17 protein-coding genes are annotated in these 24,929 nt (G+C 60.9%); 6 read left to right on the plus strand and 11 right to left on the minus strand.

Going from position 1 to position 24,929, the window contains the following annotated elements; all coding sequences use genetic code 11:
* Nucleotides 1-44 precede the first annotated feature (44 nt).
* Nucleotides 45-977, plus strand: coding sequence for a DMT family transporter (locus tag KGB23_RS18025; protein WP_046048101.1), 933 nt, complete (start codon nt 45-47; stop codon nt 975-977).
* Here KGB23_RS18025 and KGB23_RS18030 read toward each other — a convergent pair.
* Nucleotides 922-2,103 (minus strand): MFS transporter, encoded by a 1,182-nt coding sequence (locus tag KGB23_RS18030; protein ID WP_223432044.1) that lies wholly within the window; start codon nt 2,101-2,103, stop codon nt 922-924. The genes KGB23_RS18025 and KGB23_RS18030 overlap by 56 nt on opposite strands.
* A gap of 103 nt (nt 2,104-2,206) precedes the next feature.
* On the opposite strand from KGB23_RS18030, the gene ptrR reads away from it, so the two are divergent.
* Together ptrR and KGB23_RS30235 are read left to right on the plus strand one after the other, a co-directional pair.
* The gene (gene ptrR / locus KGB23_RS18035) at nt 2,207-3,100 is read left to right on the plus strand and encodes a putrescine utilization regulator PtrR (RefSeq protein ID WP_056742691.1); all 894 of its coding nucleotides are present in this window, start codon (nt 2,207-2,209) and stop codon (nt 3,098-3,100) included.
* 139 nt (nt 3,101-3,239) lie between these two features.
* A complete protein-coding gene (locus KGB23_RS30235) occupies nt 3,240-3,368 on the plus strand; it encodes a PA1414 family protein (RefSeq protein WP_007914492.1) in 129 nt (42 codons plus the stop codon).
* Here the strand turns inward: KGB23_RS30235 and KGB23_RS18040 are convergent.
* The 6 genes from KGB23_RS18040 to speB form a co-directional block, all read right to left on the minus strand.
* Nucleotides 3,319-3,486 (minus strand): hypothetical protein, encoded by a 168-nt coding sequence (locus KGB23_RS18040; RefSeq protein WP_223432054.1) that lies wholly within the window; start codon nt 3,484-3,486, stop codon nt 3,319-3,321. The genes KGB23_RS30235 and KGB23_RS18040 overlap by 50 nt on opposite strands.
* Before the next feature lie 149 nt (nt 3,487-3,635).
* A complete protein-coding gene (locus KGB23_RS18045; protein WP_150655036.1) occupies nt 3,636-4,361 on the minus strand; it encodes an MBL fold metallo-hydrolase in 726 nt (241 codons plus the stop codon).
* An 85-nt stretch (nt 4,362-4,446) separates the two neighbouring features.
* On the minus strand, nt 4,447-5,826 hold the full coding sequence (locus KGB23_RS18050) for a sodium:solute symporter (RefSeq protein ID WP_046048105.1): 1,380 nt from the start codon (nt 5,824-5,826) through the stop codon (nt 4,447-4,449).
* 164 nt (nt 5,827-5,990) lie between these two features.
* A complete protein-coding gene (locus KGB23_RS18055) occupies nt 5,991-7,502 on the minus strand; it encodes a purine-cytosine permease family protein (RefSeq protein WP_223432045.1) in 1,512 nt (503 codons plus the stop codon).
* A 54-nt stretch (nt 7,503-7,556) separates the two neighbouring features.
* Complete coding sequence (locus tag KGB23_RS18060; RefSeq protein WP_223432046.1) at nt 7,557-7,964, minus strand: YybH family protein; 408 nt, start codon at nt 7,962-7,964, stop codon at nt 7,557-7,559.
* Nucleotides 7,965-7,973: 9 nt separating this feature from the next.
* Nucleotides 7,974-8,924: an agmatinase gene (gene speB, locus KGB23_RS18065; RefSeq protein WP_008153224.1), complete on the minus strand. Its 951-nt coding sequence runs from the start codon at nt 8,922-8,924 to the stop codon at nt 7,974-7,976.
* Between the two features lie 377 nt (nt 8,925-9,301).
* On the opposite strand from speB, the gene KGB23_RS18070 reads away from it, so the two are divergent.
* Together KGB23_RS18070 and KGB23_RS18075 are read left to right on the plus strand one after the other, a co-directional pair.
* Nucleotides 9,302-10,198 (plus strand): LysR family transcriptional regulator, encoded by an 897-nt coding sequence (locus tag KGB23_RS18070; protein WP_008153227.1) that lies wholly within the window; start codon nt 9,302-9,304, stop codon nt 10,196-10,198.
* A gap of 14 nt (nt 10,199-10,212) precedes the next feature.
* Nucleotides 10,213-10,806 carry a tRNA-uridine aminocarboxypropyltransferase gene (locus tag KGB23_RS18075; protein ID WP_223432047.1) on the plus strand — a complete coding sequence of 198 codons (594 nt, stop codon included), beginning with the start codon at nt 10,213-10,215 and terminating at the stop codon, nt 10,804-10,806.
* A gap of 151 nt (nt 10,807-10,957) precedes the next feature.
* On the opposite strand, the gene KGB23_RS18080 is transcribed toward KGB23_RS18075, so the two are convergent.
* The 3 genes from KGB23_RS18080 to KGB23_RS18090 all read right to left on the minus strand — a co-directional run bounded on the left by KGB23_RS18080 (nt 10,958) and on the right by KGB23_RS18090 (nt 16,010).
* Entirely contained in the window at nt 10,958-12,337 is a 1,380-nt protein-coding gene (locus KGB23_RS18080) for an HlyD family type I secretion periplasmic adaptor subunit (protein ID WP_223432048.1), read from the minus strand.
* Nucleotides 12,338-12,346: 9 nt separating this feature from the next.
* Nucleotides 12,347-14,506, minus strand: coding sequence for a type I secretion system permease/ATPase (locus tag KGB23_RS18085; protein WP_223432049.1), 2,160 nt, complete (start codon nt 14,504-14,506; stop codon nt 12,347-12,349).
* Between the two features lie 145 nt (nt 14,507-14,651).
* Complete coding sequence (locus KGB23_RS18090) at nt 14,652-16,010, minus strand: TolC family outer membrane protein (RefSeq protein WP_223432050.1); 1,359 nt, start codon at nt 16,008-16,010, stop codon at nt 14,652-14,654.
* Between the two features lie 596 nt (nt 16,011-16,606).
* On the opposite strand from KGB23_RS18090, the gene KGB23_RS18095 reads away from it, so the two are divergent.
* Nucleotides 16,607-22,423: a retention module-containing protein gene (locus tag KGB23_RS18095; RefSeq protein ID WP_223432051.1), complete on the plus strand. Its 5,817-nt coding sequence runs from the start codon at nt 16,607-16,609 to the stop codon at nt 22,421-22,423.
* Between the two features lie 206 nt (nt 22,424-22,629).
* On the opposite strand, the gene KGB23_RS18100 is transcribed toward KGB23_RS18095, so the two are convergent.
* On the minus strand, nt 22,630-24,929 hold a 2,300-nt coding region (locus KGB23_RS18100), incomplete at its 5' end, for a YncE family protein (protein WP_223432052.1).

Genomic DNA, 24,929 nt, shown 5'->3' on the forward strand with positions numbered 1-24,929 from the left:
TACTGTCGAGTGACTGCCATGTTTTGTGTTGTCGAGGTGTTCCGGTGAGCGCCACCCGGCGCAGCGCCGATGGGTTTGCCCTGCAAGTGATGATTGGGTTGTGCCTGATCTGGGGGGTTCAGCAGGTGATGATCAAGTGGGCGGCGCCAGACATCGCGCCGGTCATGCAGGCCGCCGGGCGCTCGGGTATTTCCGCGTTGCTCGTAGGACTGTTGATCTGCTGGAAGGGCGGCTGGGATCAAGTGGGCAACACCTGGCGCGGTGGACTACTGGCTGGCGCGCTTTTTGGCCTGGAGTTCTTCTTCATTTCCGAAGGCCTGCAGCTGACCACGGCTGCGCACATGTCGGTGTTCCTTTACACCGCGCCGATCTTCACCGCATTGGGCGTTCATTGGCTGTTGCCGAGCGAGCGTTTAAGACCGGTCCAGTGGCTGGGGATTTTCCTCGCCTTCGTCGGGATCGCCATCGCCTTTGCCGGCGGGGTGTCGTGGGACAACCTCGATCACCGCATGTTGATGGGCGATGCGCTGGGCGTGCTGGCTGGCGCGTCATGGGGGGCAACGACGGTGGTGGTGCGCGCTTCGCGCCTGTCGGAAGCGCCGGTGACCCTGACGCTGTTCTATCAATTGATTGTCGGTTTCGTTGGGTTGTTGCTGATCGCCATCCTCAGCGGCCAGGTCACTCACGTCAGCCTGACCACCGTGGCGGTGGCCAGTGTGTTGTTCCAGGGATTGGTGGTGTCGTTCTTCAGTTACTTGACCTGGTTCTGGCTGTTGCGCCGTTATCTGGCGGCGAACCTGGCGGTGTTTTCGTTCATGACGCCGCTGTTCGGCGTCACGTTCGGCGTGGTGCTGCTGGGCGAAGAGCTGAGCTTCAACTTTGTTGTCGGCGCGGTGCTGGTGTTGTTGGGCATCACGTTTGTCAGCGCTGAGCAGTGGGTGCGCCGTCGCTTGCGCAAAGCCCTTGGGCAGAGCTGACCGGACGCAATAGCAGACCGCCAGCGACAATCAAACCGCTGCCGGCGAACACCAGCGCGGGCTGCAAACCACCGCTGAAGTGGCTGCTCAATGCGGCCAGCAACGGCCCGCTGAGCTGGCCCACCGCAAAGCACGCCGTCAGCAGCCCGGCGTTGCGCTGGGTGGCGTGGGGCGCCAGTTCCCGGGAACGTTGCATCACCAATTGCATGCAGGCAAGGAACGGCGTGCCGCAGAGGATCACGCCCAAGGCCAGGCCTGGGCCGCTGCCCAACAAGCAGGCGAAGACCCCGGCGGCTTGCAGCCACAACGTCGCCATCAGCCAATAGCGAGTGCCCTGCGGGTGTTGTCGACGCAGACTCACCAGCACCACCCCGATGGCCGAAGCAAGGCCGAAGCAAGGCCAGAACAGATCGGCCTGCCATCGGCCATGGAACTGCGCGTTGGCCATTTGCGAGAGGAAAGTGGCCGGAATGATGTAGCCCAAACCGTACAGCCCATAGACCACGCCTAAACGGCCGATGCCATGATTACCCGAGCCAGCGACGCTGGGAGTGGCGGCCACGGTCATGACCGGTTGCGGCAGGAACGGCAGAATCCCCAGCAGCATCGCCAGCCCGACGCCGGCATACACCAGCCACAAGGCTGCAGAAGTCTGCCCCAGCAGGTTCGATCCCAAGGCCAGCAAGCCCGTCAGAAAAATCCCCAAACCCGGTCCGGCAAATACCAGGGCACCAAGCCGTGGGCGACCGGCCGCCGCGGCCAGTGGCTGGCTCAACGCAGTGATCATCACCAGCACCCAGGCGCTGGCCACGCCGGTGCCGAACCGCAGCACCAGATGGGACCAAAACCCGTTGGCCCAGAACGAGGCCAACGTCAGCAATACACAGAGCCATAAACCACCCAGCAAACGCCGGCGGACTTGCTCGGGGCGGCGAGAGAACATCGCGTCCACTGCGCCAACGAAGTAGCCAAGGTAGTTGGCTGCGGCAATCAGACCGGCGGCGGTCAGGTCGATCTGACCTTCGCTGAGCAGGTGCGGCAACTGAGGCGTGAGGGCGAAACGCCCGATGCCCATGGCCATCATCAGGGCGATGAAACTGGCGAGTAAGCGAATCAGAGGGGACATGGTCTGAATTCCAGCAGAGGATCAATGACCGTCAGGCTAGGACTGATTGACTTTCTTTTAAAATGAATAATAGTGAGTAACTTGTTCTGATTTGGAGAATGGCGTGGAGTTCAGCCAATTGCGAATTTTCCAGGCGGTAGCGGAGGAGGGTTCCATCACCCGCGCTGCCGAACGCCTGCACCGGGTGCCATCGAACCTGTCGACCCGGCTTAAACAGTTGGAAGAGCAACTCGGCGTAGAGCTGTTCGTGCGTGAACGTCAGCGTTTGCAGTTGTCGCCTGCAGGAAAAGTCCTGCTGGACTACACCGCCAAGCTGTTCAATCTGCGCGACGAAGCTCAAGCGGCGGTGCAAGGCGGGCAACCGGCCGGGGACTTCGTACTCGGTACTATGTACAGCACGGCGGCGATTCATTTGCCGGGGTTGTTGGCGCGTTATCACCGCACTTATCCGGCGGTGAATCTGCAAGTGCAGTCCGGGCCGAGCGGCGAATTGCTTGAAGGTTTGCTCACCGGTCGCCTCGATGCGGCGTTGGTGGACGGTCCGCTGGAACTGGCCGGGCTCGACGGCGTGCCGTTGTGCGATGAACGGCTGGTGCTGATCAGCGAGGCTGATCACCCGCCGATCCTCAGCGCGCTGGATGTGGAAGGGCGCTCGGTGTTCACTTTTCGGCAGGGTTGTTCCTACCGGATGCGCCTGGAAGCCTGGTTCTCCCATTACCACGCGGCCATGGGCCGGGCGATGGAAATCGAGTCTTATCCGGGGATGCTCGCTTGCGTGATCGCCGGCTCAGGCGTGGCGCTGATGTCAGAGTCGATGCTCGCCAGCCTGCCGGGCCGCGAAAGCGTGGCGGTGCATCCGTTGGCCGAGCCATTTGCCAGTGCCACCACGTGGCTGATGTGGCGCAAAGGCATGGTTGGGGCGAACTTGAACGCCTGGCTTGAGCAGCAACAATTGGTCTATCCGTCGGCGCCGAGTCAGGCTCGGGCGATGGCTTGAACTATCGGTCAGGTATTTTGATCAATTCAGTAACAGATCATTGCGACTTTGGGCGAGCATTGCGTAGGACTTCGGACTATTATCAGTGCGAAGTGGCTACAGAATTTTGGCCACTCGGCACTACCCTGAAGGGGGCACCATGAAAGAGAAAATCCAAAACTGGCTGCACGACTTGGGTGTTGCACTCGGTTTGATCGAACCGCCTCTGCAACCTGTGCCTATTCGCACTGACGACGAACAACGCCGACGCCAGCAGCGCCGCCGGTAAACGTAACGCAGCCGTTGTTGTAGCAGCTGTCGAGCACCGCGAGGCTGCGTTCGGCTGCGGAGCAGGCGTAAACCCTGCGTGCAGGATTTTCCTGACACACCGCATCGTCTGAATTCACGACGGCTTCGCCGCCGAACGCAGCCTCGCGGTACTCGGCAGCTGCTACAGGGACCCAGGCGAATTCAAGAGAGTGGGCGGGCTTAGTGCCTTCCGATCTCCGTCAAAAACCGGCTCAAGTCATTCGCCGTCCTGACTCTCCAGCAGGCTTCAGGCGTGCAAGCGCTGCCACTCGTCAATCATCGTGCGCAAATGCTCTCCGGAAAAACTTCCGAAATGCCCGCCATGCACCGTGCGGATCGGCAACTCGCGCAAACGCTGCAGGCTGCGGGCGTAGTCGTCGAGGTTGGAGTGGTAGGCGTCTTCGATCAACGGCCCGTCGTAGATGATGTCGCCGCTGAACAGGGTCTCGGTCGCCGCTTCATACAGGCTGATGCCGCCCGGTGAATGCCCCGGCGTATGCAGCACTTGCAGCGTGCGGTTGCCCAGATCCAGCACGTCGCCTTCTTCGATCAGGCCAGTGGCTGGCGCAGCTTTGACCCGGTATTCGGCGTAGCACAACGGGCAATCGGGATGCGCTTCGAACATGTCGTCGCCGACAAAGGCTTTGCTCAAATCGTTGTCGCCGTCGGGTGCGGCGAGGATGTCCGCTTCAGCCGGATGCACCAGCCGCTCAGGGAATTCGTGGTGCCCGGCGATGTGGTCGAAATGGCAATGACTGGCCACGGCGACCAGCGGCCGTTCGGTGATCCATGGCAGTTGCTCGCGCAGGCTGACCAGCCCGGAACCGCTGTCGAGCAGCAAGTCTTTGTCGCGCCCCTGGATGTGCCAGAGGTTGCAACGATAGAAGGGGCGGATGTAAGGCTCGTGAATCAGGCGAATGCCGTCACTGAGCTGTTTCACCTCGAACCACTGATCGCGGCTGACGATCTTCATAAGCAGTTTCCTTCAGACGAAAAAAAACGGGTGTGGCAACCGACGCCACACCCGTCGAAGAAAGCATCAAGTCGTTATGTTCAGCTTAGGCGGCGCTGGCCACCACTGCAGGGCGAGGGGACAGCAAGCTGACTACCACGAAACTCACCAGACCTACGCCGAGGCTGTAGTAGATCGGAGTGTTGGCATCCAGACCGTCTTTGAACATGAACACCAACGCTGTGGCGAAGCCCATGCCCATGCTGGCGATAGCGCCAGCGGTGTTTGCGCGTTTCCAGAAAATCGCACCGATCAGCGGGATCAGCATGCCGCCCACCAACAGGTTGTACGCCAGGGTCAGGGCGCTGATCACGTCATTCACGACCAGAGCGATGCCGAGTACCACGATGCCGGTCAACAGGGTGAACAGGCGGTTGATGCCCAGCGTCGACTGTTTACCGCCGCGCAGTTTCGGCAGCAGGTCTTCGGTCAGGGTGGTGGCGGCGGCGAGCAGGCCGGCGCTGGCGGTGGACATCATGGCCGCCAGGGCAGCGGCGATCACCAGGCCACGGATACCGTCCGGCAGGGACAGTTTGACGATGGCGGCGAAGGCGTTGTTGACGTTGTCCAGGTCCGGGATCAGCACATGGGCGGCCATGCCGATCAGGGCGCAGGCCAGTCCGTAAAGGATGCAGTAGAAGCCTGCGAATGTACCGGCGACCTGAGCCACCTTGGCGCTCTTGACGGTGAACACACGCTGCCAGATGTCTTGGCCGATCAGGATCCCGAAGAAGTAGATCATGAAGTAGGTGATGATGGTGTCCCAGCCAATCGTGGTGAAGCTGAAGGCGGTTGCCGGCAGTTTCAACACCAACTCATCCCAACCACCGACGCGGTACAGGCAGATTGGCAACAGGATGAACATCAGGCCCACGGTCTTGATGACGAACTGGACGATGTCGGTCAGGGTCAGGGACCACATGCCGCCGATCGCCGAATAAATCACCACCACGCCACCGCCGACCAATACCGACAGCCAGAACGGCAGGTCGAACAGCACTTGCAGCACGGTGCCAATGGCCAGGATCGAGACCACGCCGATCATCAGCGCATACGCCAGCATGATCACCGCGCTCGCGGAGCGGGCCATCGGGTTGTAGCGTTTTTCCAGCACCTGGGTAACGGTGTAGATTTTCAGTTTCAGCAGCGGTTTGGCGAGGAACAGGTTCAGCGCCACGATCCCGCAACCGAGGGCCGCGCAGAGCCAGAAACCGGAGATGCCATGGACGTAGCCCAAGCGCACGGTGCCGACGGTAGATGCGCCGCCCAGAACGGTTGCGGCCATGGTGCCCATGTACAGGCTCGGGCCGAGGTTACGACCGGCGACCAAAAAGTCTTCGTTGGTCTTGGCCTTGCGCATGCCGTAGTAGCCGAGTATCAGCATCGCGGCGGCGTAGATGAGTACGACGAATAAATCCAATGCCATGATGGCGTGTCTCCGATTGTCTTTTTTATGGTGAAACAAAGATGGTTCTGTGGAGCTGCTCACTGTGGGAGCGAGCCTGCTCGCGAAAGCGGTCTATCAGTCACATTGATGTTGAATGTGCCGCCGTCTTCGCGAGCAGGCTCGCTCCCACAGGGGAAGCGGTTTCAAGCCGGCTGACGTAATTCAGATTTCGTGATGGTGCTGGCACCCTTGCTGCGTGGATCGTTTGGACCGAACACCGCGGCCGATTCCGGGAACAGGCTCAGCAGCGCCAGGTACACCAGCGACGCCAGGCCAAGGGTGACCGGCAAGCTGATGTCGATGCCGCCGGCCAGTTCACCGAGCGGACCCACGAACTGCCCCGGCAGGTTCACAAAGCACAAGCCCACCGCAGCACTCGGGATCCAGGCACCCAGCCCACGCCAGTTCCAGCCGTGCGTGAACCAGTAACGACCACCTTTCTCGCCGCGGGTGAACACTTGCAGGTCATCCGGGCAGTAGAAGCCGCGACGCACCAGCAGACCGATGATCATGATCACCATCCACGGGGTGGTGCAGGTGATGATCAGCACAGCGAAGGTCGATACGCTCTGCACCAGGTTCGCGGCGAAGCGACCGATGAAGATGAAGGCAATCGACATCACGCCGATCAGCAGCGTGGCCTTGACCCGCGACAGCACACGAGGGAACACGCTGGACATGTCCAGCCCGGTGCCATAGAGCGAGGTGGTGCCGGTGGACATGCCGCCGATCACCGCGATCAGGCACACCGGCAGGAAGAACCAGCTCGGCGAAACGGCCAGCAGGCCGCCGACGTAGTTGTTGGCGGCGATGTAGTCCGGTGCCTTGATCGCTACGATGGTGGCGGTGGCGAGGCCGAACAGGAACGGGATAAAGGTTGCGATTTGCGAGATCACCACCGCCGCCATGATGCGGCGCTTGGAGGTGTCACGCGGGATGTAACGCGACCAGTCACCGAGGAACGCGCCGAAGGAAATCGGGTTGCTCATCGCGACCAGCGCCGCGCCGATAAAGGCCGCCCAGAAACCCGGTTGACCCATGCTGACGGTGCCGGCGTAGTTCACATCGAACGGACCGATGAAGGCGAAGATGCCCAGCAGGAACAACAGACTGGCACTCCACACCGCGATCTTGTTGACCCACAGCAGGAAGCGGAAACCGTAGATGCACACGGTTAGCACCAGGATCGCGAACAGACCGTAGGCCAGGCCCAGGGTCAGGTCGGTTTCCGGAAGACCGATCAAGCGCTTGGCGCCACCGATCAGCGCATCACCCGAACTCCACACCGAGAGCGAGAAGAAGGCGATGGCGGTCAACAGCGACAGAAACGAACCGACGATCCGCCCGTGCACGCCGAAGTGCGCACCGGAAGACACGGCGTTGTTGGTGCCATTGATCGGGCCGAACAGGCCCATTGGCGCAAGGATCAGCGAGCCCAGCAACACGCCCAGCACAATCGCCCAGACGCCCGCCTGAAAAGACAGGCCGAACAGTACCGGGAAACTGCCGAGCACGGCGGTAGCAAAAGTGTTGGAACCACCAAAGATCATCCGGAACAAATCCGTCGGGCCTGCGGTGCGTTCACTGTCCGGGATCTGTTCGACCCCGTAGGTTTCAATGTGCGTAAGGCTTTGGTCTTTGTTGTTGTTATTCATGATCAGCTCCGATCATAAAGGCGCGCTCATCGTGTGTGAGCGTCACCTGTTTGGCTAAGGGGTTGGCAGCCCTTCCGGCATCGCGGACAAATGTTCGTGGCAGGCCAGCCATAGGCCTTGTTGTTGTCGGCGAAACACAATCGTCTCGCGCTCCTGGCTGAAGTGTTGCTCCCCTTGCATGCGCAGCTCGGTGGCCACGTCATGGATGAAAATCGCCACGTCACCCTGCAGGCTGACGAAGGCGTTGCTTGAGGTGCACGAGATCACCTCGAAGCCATCCTCCGAGCGCCAGGTGTCCCACAACGCCTGATAGGCATCGCGCGACAGCAGGGGCTGCTCGAGGGTGTAGAACACGAAGCTCGCGTCGGTGCTGAACGCACCGAAGTAGGCTTCGCGATCATTACGGGCGAAGGCGGCTACCAGATCGGCAGCGGCCTGGAGTACCTGATCACGTTCGTTCACGACCAATCCTCAGCGGTGGACTACGCCAGGCAGTACGCAGAGCATTTCGTACAGCAGGTTGGCGGCCAGCAGCGAGGTGTTACCGGTGGTGTCGTAAGCGGGCGAGACTTCTACCAGATCGCAACCGACCAGGTCGAGGCCTTGGCAGCCGCGAACGATTTCAATCGCCTGAATGGTCGTCAGGCCGCCGATTTCCGGGGTGCCGGTGCCTGGCGCCCACGCTGGATCGATGCCGTCGATGTCGAAACTCAAGTACACCGGACCGCCGCCAACTTTCTCGCGAACTTCGGCCATCAGTGGGGCCAGGGATTTGTGCCAGCACTCTTCGGCCTGAACCACACGGAAGCCCTGGTTGCGGCTCCAGTTGAAGTCGTCAGCGGTGTAGCCCTGAGCGCGCAGACCGATTTGCACCACGCGGTCCGGATCCAGAAGGCCTTCTTCGACAGCGCGACGGAAGGTGGTGCCGTGGGCGATTTTCTCGCCGAACATGTGATCGTTCACATCGGCGTGAGCGTCGATGTGCACCAGGCCGACCTTGCCGTGCTTCTTATGAATCGCACGCAGGATTGGCAGGGTGATGGTGTGATCGCCGCCGAGGGTCAGGGGGATCACATTGTGTTCGAGGATTTTGTGGTAGGACTCTTCGATGATCCGTACCGCGTCCAGCAGGTTGAACGTGTTGATCGCCACGTCACCGATGTCGGCAACCGACAGCGAGTCGAACGGTGCAGCGCCGGTGGCCATGTTGTAAGGGCGGATCATCACCGATTCAGCGCGGATTTCGCGAGGTCCGAAACGGGTGCCTGGGCGCAGCGAGGTGCCGATGTCCAGTGGGACGCCAACGAAGGCAGCATCCAGACCGGCAGCGGTTGGCACATGGGGAAGTCGCATCATGGTGGCGATGCCGCCGAAGCGCGGCATTTCATTGCCGCCCAGTGGTTGGTGAAGAATCTTGTCCACGGGTTCAGGCCTCATCTTTTTTGTATTAGGGGCCGATTCTGCGAAATGTAGTGGGCGGGAAGAATCGCTACGGACAAATACTTAGTTCAGATTTTTCTAAACTAATGGCTGGAGGGGGATTAGACTTTGCGGCATTGAGATTTGTGACCGGCTCAAGAACGACCCCTCACCCCAGCCCTCCCGAAGCGTCGGACCGCCCCAGAGGGGAGAGGGGGAAAGGGAGCCGATCTTCATCGTCTTCAAAACTGAGTTCGACTCGGTAGTTCAGCTCGCAGGATCCCGAGAGAACACCTCGGTCAGCTCCCTCTACCCTCTGGGGAGAGGGTTGGGGTGAGGGGTGTTTCCAACAGACAACACATCATCTAGCGGGAGCCCCCATGGCCAACGCATTACCCGACCTGAAACTTTTACGCATCTTCGTCAGCGTGGTTCGCCATCAGGGGTTTGCCAACGCCCAGCAAGAGCTCAACCTCTCGACCTCGGCCATCAGCACTTACATGAGCCAGCTCGAAGCCGCCCTCGGCCTGGTCCTCTGCCATCGCGGCCGCGGTGGTTTCAGCCTGACCAGCAAAGGCGAGCTGTTTCACCAGGAAACCCTGCGCCTGCTCGGCGAACTCGAAGGCTTCGAGCAATACGCTGCCGCCCTCAAGGGCGAACTGCGCGGCACCCTCAACCTGGGGGTGATCGACTCCACCGTCAGCGACAAGGCCTTGCCCTTCGCTGAAGCCATTGGCGCTTACAGTCAGGAACACCCGGCCGTGCATTTGCACCTCTCGGTGATGAGCCCTTACGAGCTGCAACTCGGCGTGCAGGACAACCGCCTCGACCTGGCCATCGGCGCGTTCTCCACGCGCATGAGCGGTCTGGTCTACATGCCGCTGTACCGCGAGCAACACTGGCTGTATTGCAGCAGTCGTCATCCGCTGTTCACCGAGCGGCGTATTCCCGAGCAAGTCATCACTCAGCAACGCATGGTTGGCCGCGGCTACTGGAGCCAGGCGGAACTGGCGCGCCACGGTTTCAAACACAGTGCGGCGACGGTGGAAAGTATGGAGGCGCAGCTGATTCTGGTGCTGTCCGGTGCCTACATCGGCTACCTGCCGGAGCACTACGCCCAGGCGTGGGCTGACAAGGGTGATTTGCGGGTGCTGCTGCCGGCGACTTTCGGTTATCAGGCGCCGTTTTCGATGATCGTGCGTCGTGGTCGCAGCCGCGAACCGCTGATCCAGACCTTCCGCGATTTGCTCAAAGCGCAACTGAATCAGGCCGCTTAAAGGAAAAAGACGCAATGTCCAGAATCCAATGTCCGCGCTGCCTGCGCCCGCAAACTCACTGTTTGTGCCCGCTGATTCCGAGCCTCGACAGCCGCACCCGAGTGCTGTTGTTGCAGCATCCGAGCGAAGTGAACCATGCGCTGAACACCGCGCGCTTGGCGGCATTGGGGTTGATGAATGCCGAGTTGATAGTGGGCGAGGTGTTCGAGGATTTGCCGGCATTGTTGAACCAGCCGGGTTATCAGGCGCGGCTGCTGTTTCCTGCCGATGATGCGCAGCCGTTGCAGGCTTATACCGCGTCAGATGAACCGCTTTTGCTGGTCGTCCCGGACGGCACCTGGCGCAAGGCGCGCAAGATGCTGCACCTCAACCCGCTGCTGGCGGCGCTGCCGAGGGTGACGTTGGCAGAGGGCGCGGTGTCGAGATATCGATTGCGCAAAGCACCGGGGCCGGGCGCGTTGTCGACGGTGGAGGCAATTGTTCAGGCGTTGCAGACCCTCGAAGCACCGAGCACTTTCGAACCGTTGCTACGACCGTTCGAAGCGTTGATCGAGGGGCAGATCGCAGCGATGGGGGAGGAGGTCTATCAGCGCAATCACAACAAATGACCACGTGTGGCGAGGGAGCTTGCTCCCGCTGGAGTGCGAAGCGCTCCCGAAACCTGCCAGCACGATATCCCTGATACACCGAGGTGTTGGGTTTGGGTCTGCTTCGCAGCCCAACGGGAGCAAGCTCCCTCGCCACAGGGATCGCGTCGGTTTAGCGTTCCCGCATCGCTTCGGTCCGGGCCTTGAGCACCGGTTTGAGCAAGTAATCCAACACACTTTTCTCCCCGGTAATGATGTCCACCGTCGCCACCATCCCCGGAATGATCAACAACGGTTTCACATCGCCGCCCAAATGGTTTTTATCCGTCCTCACCTGAATCAGGTAGAAGCTGTTGCCCTTGTCATCCGTAATCGTGTCCGCGCCAAGCAACTCCAGCTTCGCAGTCAACCCGCCATAAATCGTGTAGTCGTAAGCACTGAACTTGACCATCGCTTTCTGCCCCGGATGCAGAAACGCCACGTCCTGCGGCCGGACCTTGGCTTCGATCAGCAAGTTGTCTTCAATGGGCACGATTTCCACCATGTCGCTGCCTGGCTGGACCACGCCGCCGATGGTGTTGACCTTCAGCACTTTGATAATCCCGTGAACCGGCGACACCACCGTGGTGCGGGTTACGCGGTCATCGATAGCAATGCTCGATGCCGTGATTTTCGACAGGTCGGTGCGTTTTTCATTCAGCTCTTTCGCCGCGTCGGAGCGGAAGGATTGTTCCGACTCATCAATCTTGCTTCTGATCTCATTGATCGCCGATTCCGCACGGGGAATCGCCAGCGTCGTGGCGTTCAAGGAGCCGCGAATCTCCACCGCGCTGCGTTTGAGTCGCAAAATTTCCACCGGCGAAACCGCCCCCGTGCCCACCAGTGGCGCGGACATGTTCATTTCTTGTTGCAGCAGCGCCAGGCTTGAACTGAATTGGCCCTGTTTGGAGCGGAACTCCGCCAGCTCCTGGGTTTTTTGCCGAAGTTGCTCACTCAAGGTGCGCTGTTCGCTGGCCAGTCGACGTTGCCGTTGCTCGTACAGCGAGCGCTCGTCTTCGGCCACTTGCGGCGCCTTGGCGATCACTTCGGGGGACAGCTTGAATGGCCGGCCTTCCGCTTCGGCCGACAGCCGTTCGACCTGCGCGATCAGCGCATAACGATCCGCCTCGCTTTCGCCCTTGTTCGACAGGAATCGAGTGTCATCGAGGCGCAGCAAGGTGTCGCCCTTGTTCACCATTTGCCCTTCGCGCACGAAGATCTCAGTGACGATGCCGCCCTCCAGGTTCTGGATCACTTGAACCTTGCTCGACGGAATCGCCTTGCCTTCGCCCATGGTCACTTCCTGCAGCACCGCAAATTTGGCCCAGACCACCGCCGTGATAATCAGCGCGGCCGCCAGCCACACGGTGATCCGCGACCAGCGTGGTGAGTCCTGCAACGAGGCGCCGGCGGTTTCCGGCATGAATTCGCTTTCGGCGCTTTTGCTGAAGCTGCCAAAGTAGCCGCGCGGCTTCGAATCAGAGCGCGATGCGTCGGATGATGAACGGGCCATGGCTAGCTCCTAGACAGCCGCAGAGCCGACACGGCCCTTGCGCAGTGCATCGATGACCGCTTCTTTCGGACCGTCGGCGACGATCCGCCCGTTGTCCAGCACCACCAGCCGATCCACCAGGCTGAGCATCGAGGTGCGGTGGGTGACTAGCAGCAGGGTTTTGCCCTGGACCCAGCGGTGGAGTTTTTGTCGCAGAATGTCTTCGCTGCTGTTGTCCATGGCGCTGGTGGGTTCGTCGAGCAACATGATCGGCGGATCCAGCAACAAGGCACGGGCCAGCAACACCGCCTGACGTTGCCCGCCGGACAGCAGTTGTCCGCGTTCACCCACCGGCCGGTCGAAGCCTTGCGGATGCTGACGCGCCAGCTCGGTGACGCCGGTCAGTTCGGCGACTTCGAGCATCCGTGAATCGCTGATGTAGCGTGCCCCGAGGGTCAGGTTGTCGCGCAGGCTGCCGGCCAACAGCGGCAGGTCATGGGCGACGTAACCGATTTGCTGGCGCAGGTCGGCGACGTCCAGTTGCCGCAAGTCCAGGCCGTCGAGCAGCAACTGGCCTTCTTCCGGTGCGTAGAAACCCATCACCAGCCGCGCCAACGTACTTTTGCCTGAGCCGCTGCGACCGATGATGCCGATCCGCTCGCCGGGTTTTACGCTGAAGCTGATGTTGGCCAGGGCTGGACCGTTCTGGCCGTTGTAGTGGAACGTCACACTGCTGACGTCTATCGCGCCTTGCAGTTGCGTGCGTTCAAGCGGCCGTTGTTTGGCGTCGCGTTCCTGCGGCAAGGACATCAGCGCATCGGTGCTTTTCATGGTCAGTTGCGCTTGCTGATAGCGCGTGATCAAACCGGCAATCTGCCCCAGCGGCGCGAGCACCCGGCTGCCGAGCATGTAGGTCGCCACCAGCGCGCCGACGCTGAGGTTGCCGGCGATGATGCTGTAGACCCCGGCGACGATGGTTGCCATGCCGCAGAATTGCTGGATGAACAGCGTGCCATTGGTGGCCAGCGCCGAGAGGTTGCGCGCATGGCTGTCGAGGCGGGTGAGGGCGCCGTGGGTGCTTTCCCATTTATGCTGGCGTTCGCTTTCGGCGCTGCAGGCCTTGAGGGTTTCCAGGCCGCCGAGGGTTTCGATCAGCAGCGCCTGGCGTTCGGCGCCCAGGGTCAGGCTTTTCTGTACGGTGTCGCGCAGGCGCACCTGGATCACCATCGCGAAGATGATCGTGATCGGAAACGCCAGTACCGGAATCACCACCAGCCAGCCGCCGAGCAGGCCGATCACCACCAGCATCAGCACGGCAAAGGGCAGGTCGATCAGGCTGGTGAGGGTCACGGCGGTGAGGAATTCCCGCAGGCCCTGAAAGTCGTGAATGCTTTGGGCAAAACCACCGATGGTTGCCGGCCGCGCTTTCATCGCCATGCCGGTGATGCGTTCGAACAACGTGGCCGAAAGAATCACGTCGGTTTTCTTCCCGGCGGTGTCCAGCAGGTGCGCGCGCACCACCCGCAACACCAGTTCGAAACCGGTGCCGATCAGCAAGCCGATGGACAGCACCCACAACGTCGACGTGGCCTGGTTCGGCACCACCCGGTCGTAGGTCTGCATCACGAACAGCGGCACCATCAGCCCCAGCAGGTTGATCAGAAAACTCGCCAGAATCGCATCGCTGTACAACCACTTCGACAACTTCAACGTGTCGCGAAACCACGCCTCGACTCGCGGCACCAACGGCGCGCGCAAGTCTTCGAGTTCATGCCGTGGCCGCGCGAACAAGGCCTGGCCGCTGTAATTGGCGGCCAGCTCGTCCGTGCTGACCCATTGCTCACCGCCGTCGGCTTCGCTCGGCAAAATCAGCAACTGCCCGTCATCGCCCAAGCGTCGCAGAACGGCCGTACGGCCGTTCTTGAGGATCAGCATCACAGGCAGGTTGAGGGCAGAAATATCCGCCAGTTCCCGGCGCAGCAATCGCGCCTGCAAACTGGCCCGGGCCGCTGCGCGAGGCAGCAGATCCAGGCTCAAGCGTTGTTTGTTCAGGGGCAGCCCGGCACTCAGGCTGGCGCGACTGACCGTCGCGCCGTGGAGTTTGCAGAGAATCAACAGACCGTCCAGAAGCGGGTCATCGAAGCTCAGGCGCGGATCGACACCGATGTTGCCGGGTTCCATGCTGGTCACATTGATCGCTCCCGTTGCGCTGCGGCAATTGGCATAGGTATCTACACATCTCCCGGTAGGAGCTGCCGCAGGCTGCGATCTTTTGATCTTGTTTTTTTCAGGATCTAGATCAAAAGATCGCAGCCTTCGGCAGCTCCTACAGGGGTTACTTGAGTTCAGGCAAACGGGCTTCGTTTTTTACTTCCGTGGAGGCGATCGCATCGGCGGGCAACACCACCCGTTGTTTGCTCAGCAACTGACCCATGTTCGCCAGCACGCGGTACATCGAGAACTCCTCGGTGTAGCGCACTTCGGTGTAGCGGCGGTTGGCGTTGTAGAGCTCGTTTTCACTGTCCAGCAGGTCGAGCAGGGTGCGTTGACCGAGGCCGAACTGGTCCTGATAAGCCACGCGCACGCGTCGGCTGGTATCCGCGTATTCGAGGGCGGTCGGGGTTTGTTTCTTGGCATTGACCATGGCGTTCCAGGCCAGGTGAATGTTCTCGTTGAGTTGGCGCAAGGCATTGTTGCGGATGTCCATTGCCTGGTTGATCTGGTGCGCATTGGAGGCCAGGCGAGCCTTGTCGCTGCCACCGCGGAACAGGTTGTAGTTCATCACTACGCCGACTCGCCATTCGTTGTCGTGGCCTTCATCGCCCTGCACGTTGTTGTTCGCACCCACGGCGGCTTCGGCGTCGAAGCGAGGGTAGAACGGCGACTTGGCAACTTCGTACTGGCTCTCGGCCGATTGCACATCGGCCTGGGCGGATTTCAGGTACGGGTTGTTTTCCACCATGCCTTGCTGGGCTTCCTGCAGGGTGGCGGGCAGTTCGCCGCGAGTCGACGGCGGCGTTTCGAGCTCATCGGGCAGGCGCCCCACGACGGCGTAGAAGTTCGACTCGGCATCCGCCAGATTGACTTCAGCGGTATCGAGGTTGTTTTGCGCCAGTGCCCGGCGAGCGACGGACTGGTCGGCGTCGGCGGTGCTGCCGATACCACGCTGGGTGCGCAGACCGATCTGATCGTTGACCCGCATGTGAGCTTGCAGATTGTTCTTGGCCAAGGTCACCAGTTCGCGGTGCTTGAGCACATCGAGGTAGACCTCGATGGTGCGCAGGGCCAGATCCTGAGCAGTGCCCTGAGCGTAATAGGCCCGGGAATTGACCACGCCTTTGGTGCGCTGGACTTCGTTGGCGGTATTGAAACCATCGAAGAGCATCTGCCGCAGACGCAATTCCGATTGGGTGTATGTCAGGATTTCGGTGTGGTGATTGCCTAATGCCCGGGTGTTGGTGTTATCGCTGTACCCGCGCCCGTAGGCGGCATTCAGATCAACCGATGGGTAAAAGCCCCCCTTGGCGACTTTCACTTGCTCATCGGCCGAGAGGCGGCTGTCTACACGCGACGCCAGTTCCGGATGGGTCGCGATGGTGCTCTGGATTGCCTCCGTCAATGACATGGCTTGAGCCTGAGAAGTGCAGGCCATGGCCAACAGAATTGCGCTGCAGAGCGGGGTTAATACGCGCATGGGTGCCTCTCCCTGATTCCTAATGGTGCTTATTATTAGTCGCCAAATATTTGACGGCATTTATAGTGAAAACCGTTTCATGCTTGTAACAACAGAGCTAAGAACATTTTGGGGAAAACCATAGAAGAATTTTTCATAAGGCTTATGCCAAAAAAAACTTATGCGCTCCGCAAAATCCAGCACATTGTTCACTCCGAAAGCCCTTGATTTATGAGCGTTAGGGCGCTTGACAGGGCTTGAGGAAAGTTCCAAACCACATATCGATATAGGGCGGGGAAGTGCTGGAGGGGAGGGAAGCGGACGGTTTTGAGGTGACGGTTTTTTGTCACTTTGGTGGATCAAAACCGTTACGCATCGCTCAAAGGGCGACTTGTTGCGCAATTGGATCCCGATGCCATTGATTGCATAGGGTTTTTTATCCCGCAGCAGACACGTCGCCCGCGAGCGGCACGCTTGGCGAGAACGGCGCCAGGGCAGCGGCTTACTTCAAGTAATTGCTGCCAGCAGGCGATTCCGCCAGGCAACCCGTTGGAGCCAGGAGCACGTTCTTCGCAAAAACAGGATGCCGACAGCGGTTGGCAGCGGAGGAAGTGCACATGGCTACGCTCATCGGTATTGTCAGTAAGGTCATTGGTCAGGTGTTCGCGGTTGCGAGCGATGGCACCCGACGCGCGCTGGTCGAGGGGGACCGGTTATTCGCCGGCGATCAACTGGTCACCGGGGCCGAAGGCGCGGTGGCAGTGCATCTGCAGAATGGCCAGGAACTGACCCTCGGGCGTGGCAGCAGTATGGAGATGACGTCTCAGTTACTCGCGCATCAGGCACCCCATGTAGACACCGCTGAAGCGGTGACGCCGACTCAGGCGCAATTGACCGATGTCGAGCAACTGCAGAAAGCGATCGCTGCCGGCGACGACCCGACCCAGACTGCTGAAGCCACGGCGGCCGGGCCGGGTTCGAGCGGCGCACCTGGTGCACTGGGCGGCGGCCACACGTTTGTCATGCTTGAAGAGGTGGGCGGGCAGGTCGATCCGACCGTTGGTTTTCCTACCGCAGGTTTCAACGGCATTCCCGAATTTCCCCTGGAACGGCTGGCCGGAAACCCGGACAACGGCGACAACGGCGACAACGGTGCAGGCGGTGCAGGCGGTGCAGGAGGGTCAGGCGATGTTCCTGTGGCACCGGTTCTTCCTTTGGCACCGGTTGTTCCTGATGTGCCGAACAATCCGGTCACCCTCACCGGTCTGTCGGTGACAGGGGGCGAACTGACCGTCAATGAGGCCAACCTGGCCGACGGTTCGGCCCCCAACCCTGGGGCACTGACCAAGACCGGCACGTTCAGCGTGTCGGCTCCTGACGGGCTGACCAGCCTGAGCATCGGAGGGATCAACGTGATCAGCGGTGGCGTTGCCGCAGGCTTCCCGCAATCGATCACCACCCCGTTGGGCAACACCCTGACCGTCACCGGCTACAACCCGGCCACGGGGGTTGTGAGTTACAGCTACACCCTCAACGACAATGAAACCCATCCGGACGGTGACGGCGCCAACAGCATCACCGAGAATTTCGGCGTCGTCGCCACCGATACGGACGGCAGTTCGGCGACCGGGCAAATCAACGTCAACATCGTCGATGACCTGCCGACCGCCAACTCCGACTCGACCGCGGTCGCGGAGGGCGGCACCGTCAGTGGCAACGTGCTGTTGAACGACGTTGGCGGCGCCGATGGCCTCGCCGTCGAGGGGACGGTGGTCGGCGTGCGTGCCGGTTCAGACACCTCGACCTCGGCCGTTGGCGGTCTGAACACTCAGATCAATGGCACCTACGGTTACCTGACGCTGGATGCCAACGGCAACGCCGTCTACCACAGCAACCCGAACGCCGTGAGCGGCCCCGGCGCGACCGACACGTTCACCTACACCGTGCGCGACGCCGACGGTGACCAAAGCACCACCACCATCACCATCGACGTGCACAACAGCAGCATCACAGCGGGCAGAGACAACGACGTGACCGTCTACGAAAAAGCCCTCGACCTGAACCAGGATGGCCAGGATCTGGCGCCCGGCACCGTCACCGGCAGCCTGCCGGGCAATACCGGCGAAACCGCCAGTGGCACCCTGGTCGGCTCCGTCACCGGTGCCACCGGCGCGATCACCTACACCCTGGTCGGCAGCGCCACCGGCACCTACGGGCAGATCTTGCTCAATCCCGATGGCTCCTACACCTACACGCTGACCTCGCCGCCAAGCACCACGCCGCAGGCGAACGACGGCGCCAACACCTTGAGCGAAAGCTTCACCTACCAAGCCACCGATGCCCTGGGCAACAGCACCACCAGCACCATCGTGGTCAACATCGTCGATGACCAGCCGACTGCTCATGCCGACGAGACTTCGGTCGCCGAAGGCGGCACCGTCAGTGGCAACGTGCTGTTGAACGACGTCGGCGGTGCCGATGGTCTCGCCGCAGGTAGTGCAGTGGTCGGTGTGCGTACCGGCTCAGACACCTCGACCTCGGCCGTTGGCGGTCTGAACACTCAGATCAATGGCACCTACGGTTACCTGACGCTGGATGCCAACGGCAACGCCGTGTACCACAGCAACCCGAACGCCGTGAGCGGCCCCGGCGCGACCGACACGTTCACCTACACCGTGCGCGATGCCGATGGCGACCAAAGCACCACCACCATCACCATCGACGTGCACAACAGCAGCATCACAGCGGTCAGCGACAACGACGTGACCGTCTACGAAAAAGCCCTCGACCTGAACCAGGATGGCCAGGATCTGGCGCCCGGCACCGTCACCGGCAGTCTGCCGGGGAATACCGGCGAAACCGCCAGTGGCACCCTGGTCGGCTCCGTCACGGGCGCGGTCGGTGCGATCACCTACACCCTGGTCGGCAGCGCCACCGGCACCTACGGGCAGATCTTGCTCAATCCCGATGGCTCCTACACCTACACGCTGACCTCGCCGCCAAGCACCACGCCGCAGGCGAACGACGGCGCCAACACCTTGAGCGAAAGCTTCACTTACCAAGCCACCGATGCCTTGGGCAACAGCACCACCAGCACCATCGTGGTCAACATTGTCGATGACCTGCCGACCGCAAACCCCGACGCGGTCTCGGTAGTGGAGGGCGGCACCGTCAGTGGCAACGTGCTGTGGAACGACGTCGGCGGCGCCGATGGCCTCGCCGCAGGAGGCGCGGTGGTCGGTGTGCGTGCCGGCTCAGACACCTCGACCTCGGCCATCGGCGGCCTTAACAGCCAGATCAATGGCACCTACGGTTACCTGACGCTGGATGCCAACGGCAACGCCGTCTACCACAGCAACCCGAACGCCGTGAGCGGCCCCGGGGCGACCGACACGTTCACCTACACCGTGCGCGATGCCGACGGTGACCAAAGCACCACCACCATCACCATCGACGTGCACAACAGCGCCATCACAGCGGTCAGCGACAACGACGTGACCGTCTACGAAAAAGCCCTCGACCTGAACCAGGATGGCCAGGATCTGGCGCCCGGCACCGTCACCGGCAGCCTGCCGGGCAATACCGGCGAAACCGCCAGCGGCACCCTGGTCGGTTCGGTCAGCGGCGCGGTCGGTGCGATCACCTATACCTTGGTCGGCAGCGCCACCGGCACCTACGGGCAGATCCTGCTCAATCCCGATGGCTCCTACACCTACACGCTGACGTCGCCGGCCAGCACCACGCCGAACGCCAATGACGGGCCGAACACCCTGAGCGAAAGTTTCACCTACCAAGCCACTGACGCCCTGGGCAACAGCACCACCAGCACCATCGTGGTCAACATCGTCGATGACCTGCCGACCGCTCATGCCGACGAGGCTTCGGTCGCTGAAGGCGGCACCGTCAGTGGCAACGTGCTGTGGAACGACGTCGGCGGTGCCGATGGTCTCGCCGCAGGTAGTGCAGTGGTCGGTGTGCGTGCCGGCTCAGACACCTCGACCTCGGCCGTTGGCGGTCTGAACACTCAGATCAATGGCACCTACGGTTACCTGACGCTGGACGCCAACGGCAACGCCGTGTACCACAGCAACCCGAACGCCGTGAGCGGCCCTGGCGCGACCGACACGTTCACCTACACCGTGCGCGATGCCGATGGCGACCAAAGCACCACCACCATCACCATCGACGTGCACAACAGCGGCATCACAGCGGTCAGCGACAGCGACGTAACCGTCTACGAAAAAGCCCTCGATCTGAACCAGGATGGCCAGGATCTGGCGGCGGGCACCGTTACCGGGAGTCAGCCGGGCCTCACGGCTGAAACCGCCAGTGGCACCCTGGTCGGCTCCGTCACCGGTGCCACCGGTGCGATCACCTACACCCTGGTCGGCAGCGCCACTGGCACCTACGGGCAAATCCTGCTCAATCCCGATGGCTCCTACACCTACACGCTGACCTCGGCGCCCAGCACCACGCCGCACGCCGACGATGGCGAGAACACCCTCAGCGAAAGTTTCACTTACCAAGCCACCGATGCCTTGGGCAACAGCACCACCAGTACCATCGTGGTGAACATTGTCGATGACCTGCCGACCGCCAACCCCGACGCAGTCTCGGTAGCGGAGGGCGGCATCGTCAGTGGTAACGTGCTGGCGAACGACTTCGGCGATGCCGATGGGGGTGGGGTGGTCGGCGTGCGTGCCGGTTCAGACACATCGACCTCGGCCATCGGCGGCCTGAACAGCCAGATCAATGGCACCTACGGTTACCTGACGCTGGATGCAGCGGGCAACGCGGTCTATCACAGCAACCCGGACGCCGTGAACGATCCCGGTGCGACCGACGTGTTCACCTACACCTTGCGCGATGGCGATGGCGACGAGAGGACCACCACCATCACCATCGACGTGAACAATAGTTCGACGTTGACGGACCCAGTCATTGCGAACGCGCCACCGGTGGCGGTCGATGACCACATCATCACCAACGTGCTGTCGGGCAGTGTCGTGGTGCCAGGCGAATTGTTGCTGGCCAACGACACCGATCCGAATGGCGATCCGCTGACCGCGTCGCCGACAACCGTCAACACCGGTTGGATTGCCAAAGGCGCGGACTTCACCGGCACCATTCAAAACTTCAGCTTCATCGGCGGTAACGAGCAGGCGGTGACCCTCGCCCGCAGTGCATTCGTCGCCAATACGGCAGCCATGACGGCGGTGTTGGTCGTCAGCGGGGCGCTGGGACCGGTAAGCAGCAACACCCACGATGACGACCGCATCACCGTCGACCTCAAACAGGGTGAAACCCTTAACCTGGATCACAATCTGGCGGCCGGTCATATCGCCATGGAGTACTCAATCAACGGCGGCGCATGGATCGCCCTCGCGGACGGGCAAACCCTCACCGCAACGTCGGACAGCACCTACCAGATCCACATCACCAACATCGACAACGGTGGTCCGGGCAACAGCGGGCAGGGGGCGGAAAACTACGAGCTGACCATGACCGTCAACTACGCCGGAGCCCACATCACGCCAGATGCCCACGGCACCTACACCGCCAGCGACAGTCATGGTGGCAGCGACAACGCCGCCGTGACCATCACCTATCAGGACGGCCACACCCTCACCGGCACGGCGGGCGACGATGTACTGGTGGCGGGCACCGGCAACAACGTCATCAACGCAGGCGACGGCAACGACGTGCTCACAGCAGGTTCCGGCAACAACGAAATGCACGGCGGCGCCGGCAATGACTTGCTGTACAGCGGTGCGGGCAACGACCTGCTCGACGGCGGCACCGGCGTCGACACCGCGAGCTATGCCCACGCCACCGCCGGGGTTACGGTCAATCTGGGCGTGCTCGGGGCGCAGAACACTGCGGGCGCCGGGACCGATACCCTGACAGCAATCGAAAACCTGACTGGCTCGAACTTCAACGACAGCCTCACCGGCGATAACCACAGCAACATCATCAACGGCGGCCTGGGTAACGACATGCTCAACGGTGGGGACGGCGACGACTTCCTGATCGGCGGGCTGGGCAACAACACCCTCACCGGCGGCAGCGGTGCCGACACCTTCCAGTGGCTCAAAGGCAACAGCGGCCACGACGTGGTCACCGACTTCACGCCGGGCATCGACAAACTTGACCTGTCGCAACTGCTGCAAGGGGAAAACAGCACTGCGGCGTCGCTGGATGATTACCTGCACTTCAAAGTCACCGGCAGCGGCGATTCATTGGTCACCAGTATCGACGTCAGCGCCATGGCTGGCGCCGCGCCGAATCAAACCATCGACCTGGCGGGTGTGAACCTGGCCAGCCATTACGGCGTAACGCCGGGGGCGGGCGGCGTCATTGCCGGTGGCGCCGACACGGCAACCATCATCAACGGCATGCTCAACGACCATTCGTTGAAGGTGGATACGGTGTGACCTGAAACGACAAAACCCGCCATTCCTGTGTAGGGAATGGCGGGTTTTTATTGGCTTTGACGAAGGCTCTTAAGCATTGATCGTTCCCGCAGAGTGGGGAACGATCATTAAGTAATGGTAAATAAATGCGTCCCCTTTCCCCCGTCCCCTTTTCCCTACCACTTTCTTCCAAACATCTGGTTCTGGACTTATCGTGGGTTGCTACTTTAATTCCCGACAACCAAAACATTGTTGTCCGTGAAATTGCAGATATAGACGCGAGTGCTGTCCGAGCTGAAGGCTACACCTCTAGGGTCGCGGCCGACCGGGATGCGACGGACGCTAAAGGTCGTGGTATCGACTATCACGATGGCCTTGCCGTTATTCCACTCACTGGCACAGAGAGACTTGCCATCCGGACTGAGCGCCAAGTGCCACGCGCCAATTCCGATTGGGATGTTGTGAATGACTGCATGGGTACGGGCATCGATCACCACGAGCAGGCTGCCTTCTGTCCTGACGGTATAAATGCGAGTGCCGTCCCGGCTGACCACGATGCCGTGCGGATTGGACCCAACCTCGATGTTGCTGACCACGCCAAAGGTGCTTGTATCAATCACCGAGACCGTTCCGCTGGAGCCGCCAGTGCCATTTGCGTTGGCGGCATAGACACGACTACCGTCCGGGCTGACAGCGACTTCAAGTGCGTACTTTTGAAGGACTATGGTGTGGAGGGTCTCGAATCGAGCCGTATCGACTACCGCCAGCCTATCGTTGGGAAAGCTGGTAAAAGGATAAACCATGCTACAAACATAGGCACGAGAGCCATCCGGGCTTATGGCAATGCCAAATGGAGTAAGACCATGGAATGGGACGTTGGCAATAATGTCGAGGTTGGTGGTATCGACTACGGTCAAAAGATGGTTAAGAGACCCGGCGCCACCCCGGGTGATATAGACGCGGCTGTTATCCGGACTGACTGCAACACCGCACACATTCCCCCCTAGTGCAATGGAGCCAATCACTTGGTGAGTGGCGGTATCAACCACCGTGAGTGCGCCATAGTTAGGGGAATGTGATGTACCGACGATATAAGCTCGGGTGCCGTCGGGGCTAATTGCGATGTTGTAAGGGTAGGGAATTCCCGTAATGATCCCCTCTGATTCTTGTGGTCTGACGGTCGCAACGCCAGTCACGGTCTGGTTTTCATGCAGAGCAGTCAAGGAATAAGCGCCGGGCACCGTGTGCCCCTTCACCCCGTTTACAGTGATCTTTCCATCTTTGTCGGTGACGAAGCGGCGGCTGCCCCCGACGTTGTCGCTGAAAGTAAAATCTTTTGGCAAGGACAGTTCGACGGTTTCGCCGGGTAGATCCACGCCATTCTTCGCCAGCGCCAGACTGACTGTAAACCGGCCTGCCGGGGCGAGGGTGTAGGGGTCATTGTCAAAGGTCAGGGTCTCTACCGGGGCCGAAATCCTGAGCCGTAACTCGGGTGAGCGTGTCAGCGATCCTTTGCGGATTAGAACCCAGCGCAGTCTGAGGTTTCTGCCCCGATGTGCTTTGAGCAACTTGGGGCTAAGCGTGAAGTTGGCGCGCTTGTTCTGGTTCAACTTGACCGTCGCAAACTCCGGTGTGCCTGGAAGTGCATTGAGCGCCTCCAACCGCGCTTCGTCGCCCTCTTGAGCGGTCAGGTGTTCGACTCGAACCGTCACCCCTTCCGGATAAAGAGATGAATCAATCGGGTTCTTGGCTGGTGCGACCAGAAACGGTGCCTTCAGCTCAACCTGTGCATTACCTGTCACCATGACTGGCGTTGAGTAAGAGCGTCCCAGTTCCCGGCCATTTCTCAATTGCTTGTAGTACACCCATATCTGCCAACCACTTGCGTCGGCAAAGTAGCTATTGTTCAGTGACAACTCGGGAAAATGCGGGACGACTTTCACCTCCCTTGTCACCACCAAGGTCACGTCCTTGTCATCCGCGTTCCGGTAGGTGCAGGTCAGTTCCAGTGTGTCGCCTGTGGCCCATGGCGTGCGGATATGTACCTTGGCGATCACTGGTTGACCATTGAGTTCACCCAGGTCGATGGTGTCTGGCCCGTGTTGGGGGCTGAGGACGGGTTTGTCGAACCAGTTGCCCTTGAGGTTTACCCACAACGGGATGTTCACTGAGTACGGTTCCGGGGCAGGACCGTTGCCGATCCAGTCCTTGACCGTATAGGAGAAGGGAACTGCCGTCCCCTCGCCAGCGGCAACAAGGGCGGCATTGTCCACCAGAATCGGTAGCGGATTCTGGTGAGAAGTTTGCGCAGCTTCTTCGACGCTCACACTGTGTTCGATGACATGGCCGTTGCAATTGAACAGGATCGTGTCGAACGCCCTCATCAACGGGTAAAACACGTAAAACCAGACCCCGCGCTGGGCCAGTTCCGGCCCTACGCCGTACTTGGCGGCGTCCTCGACCTGGATCATCAATTGCGAATTCACGCCATCGCCCGGCTGGTCATCCCGCCCACCCGGCCCCTCCC

This window comes from Pseudomonas sp. GL-B-26 (genome assembly GCF_019947405.1).
Classification (GTDB): Bacteria; Pseudomonadota; Gammaproteobacteria; order Pseudomonadales; family Pseudomonadaceae; genus Aquipseudomonas.

What these genes read in the sequence shown, in the direction of transcription:
- KGB23_RS18095 (WP_223432051.1), top strand. Translation starts at nt 16,607, where the DNA reads ATGGCTACGCTCATCGGTATTGTCAGTAAGGTCATTGGTCAGGTGTTC.
- KGB23_RS18080 (WP_223432048.1), bottom strand. Translation starts at nt 12,337, where the DNA reads ATGGCCCGTTCATCATCCGACGCATCGCGCTCTGATTCGAAGCCGCGC.
- KGB23_RS30235 (WP_007914492.1), top strand. Translation starts at nt 3,240, where the DNA reads ATGAAAGAGAAAATCCAAAACTGGCTGCACGACTTGGGTGTTGCACTC.
- KGB23_RS18050 (WP_046048105.1), bottom strand. Translation starts at nt 5,826, where the DNA reads ATGGCATTGGATTTATTCGTCGTACTCATCTACGCCGCCGCGATGCTG.
- KGB23_RS18070 (WP_008153227.1), top strand. Translation starts at nt 9,302, where the DNA reads ATGGCCAACGCATTACCCGACCTGAAACTTTTACGCATCTTCGTCAGC.
- KGB23_RS18055 (WP_223432045.1), bottom strand. Translation starts at nt 7,502, where the DNA reads ATGAATAACAACAACAAAGACCAAAGCCTTACGCACATTGAAACCTAC.
- KGB23_RS18090 (WP_223432050.1), bottom strand. Translation starts at nt 16,010, where the DNA reads ATGCGCGTATTAACCCCGCTCTGCAGCGCAATTCTGTTGGCCATGGCC.
- KGB23_RS18030 (WP_223432044.1), bottom strand. Translation starts at nt 2,103, where the DNA reads ATGTCCCCTCTGATTCGCTTACTCGCCAGTTTCATCGCCCTGATGATG.
- KGB23_RS18075 (WP_223432047.1), top strand. Translation starts at nt 10,213, where the DNA reads ATGTCCAGAATCCAATGTCCGCGCTGCCTGCGCCCGCAAACTCACTGT.
- KGB23_RS18045 (WP_150655036.1), bottom strand. Translation starts at nt 4,361, where the DNA reads ATGAAGATCGTCAGCCGCGATCAGTGGTTCGAGGTGAAACAGCTCAGT.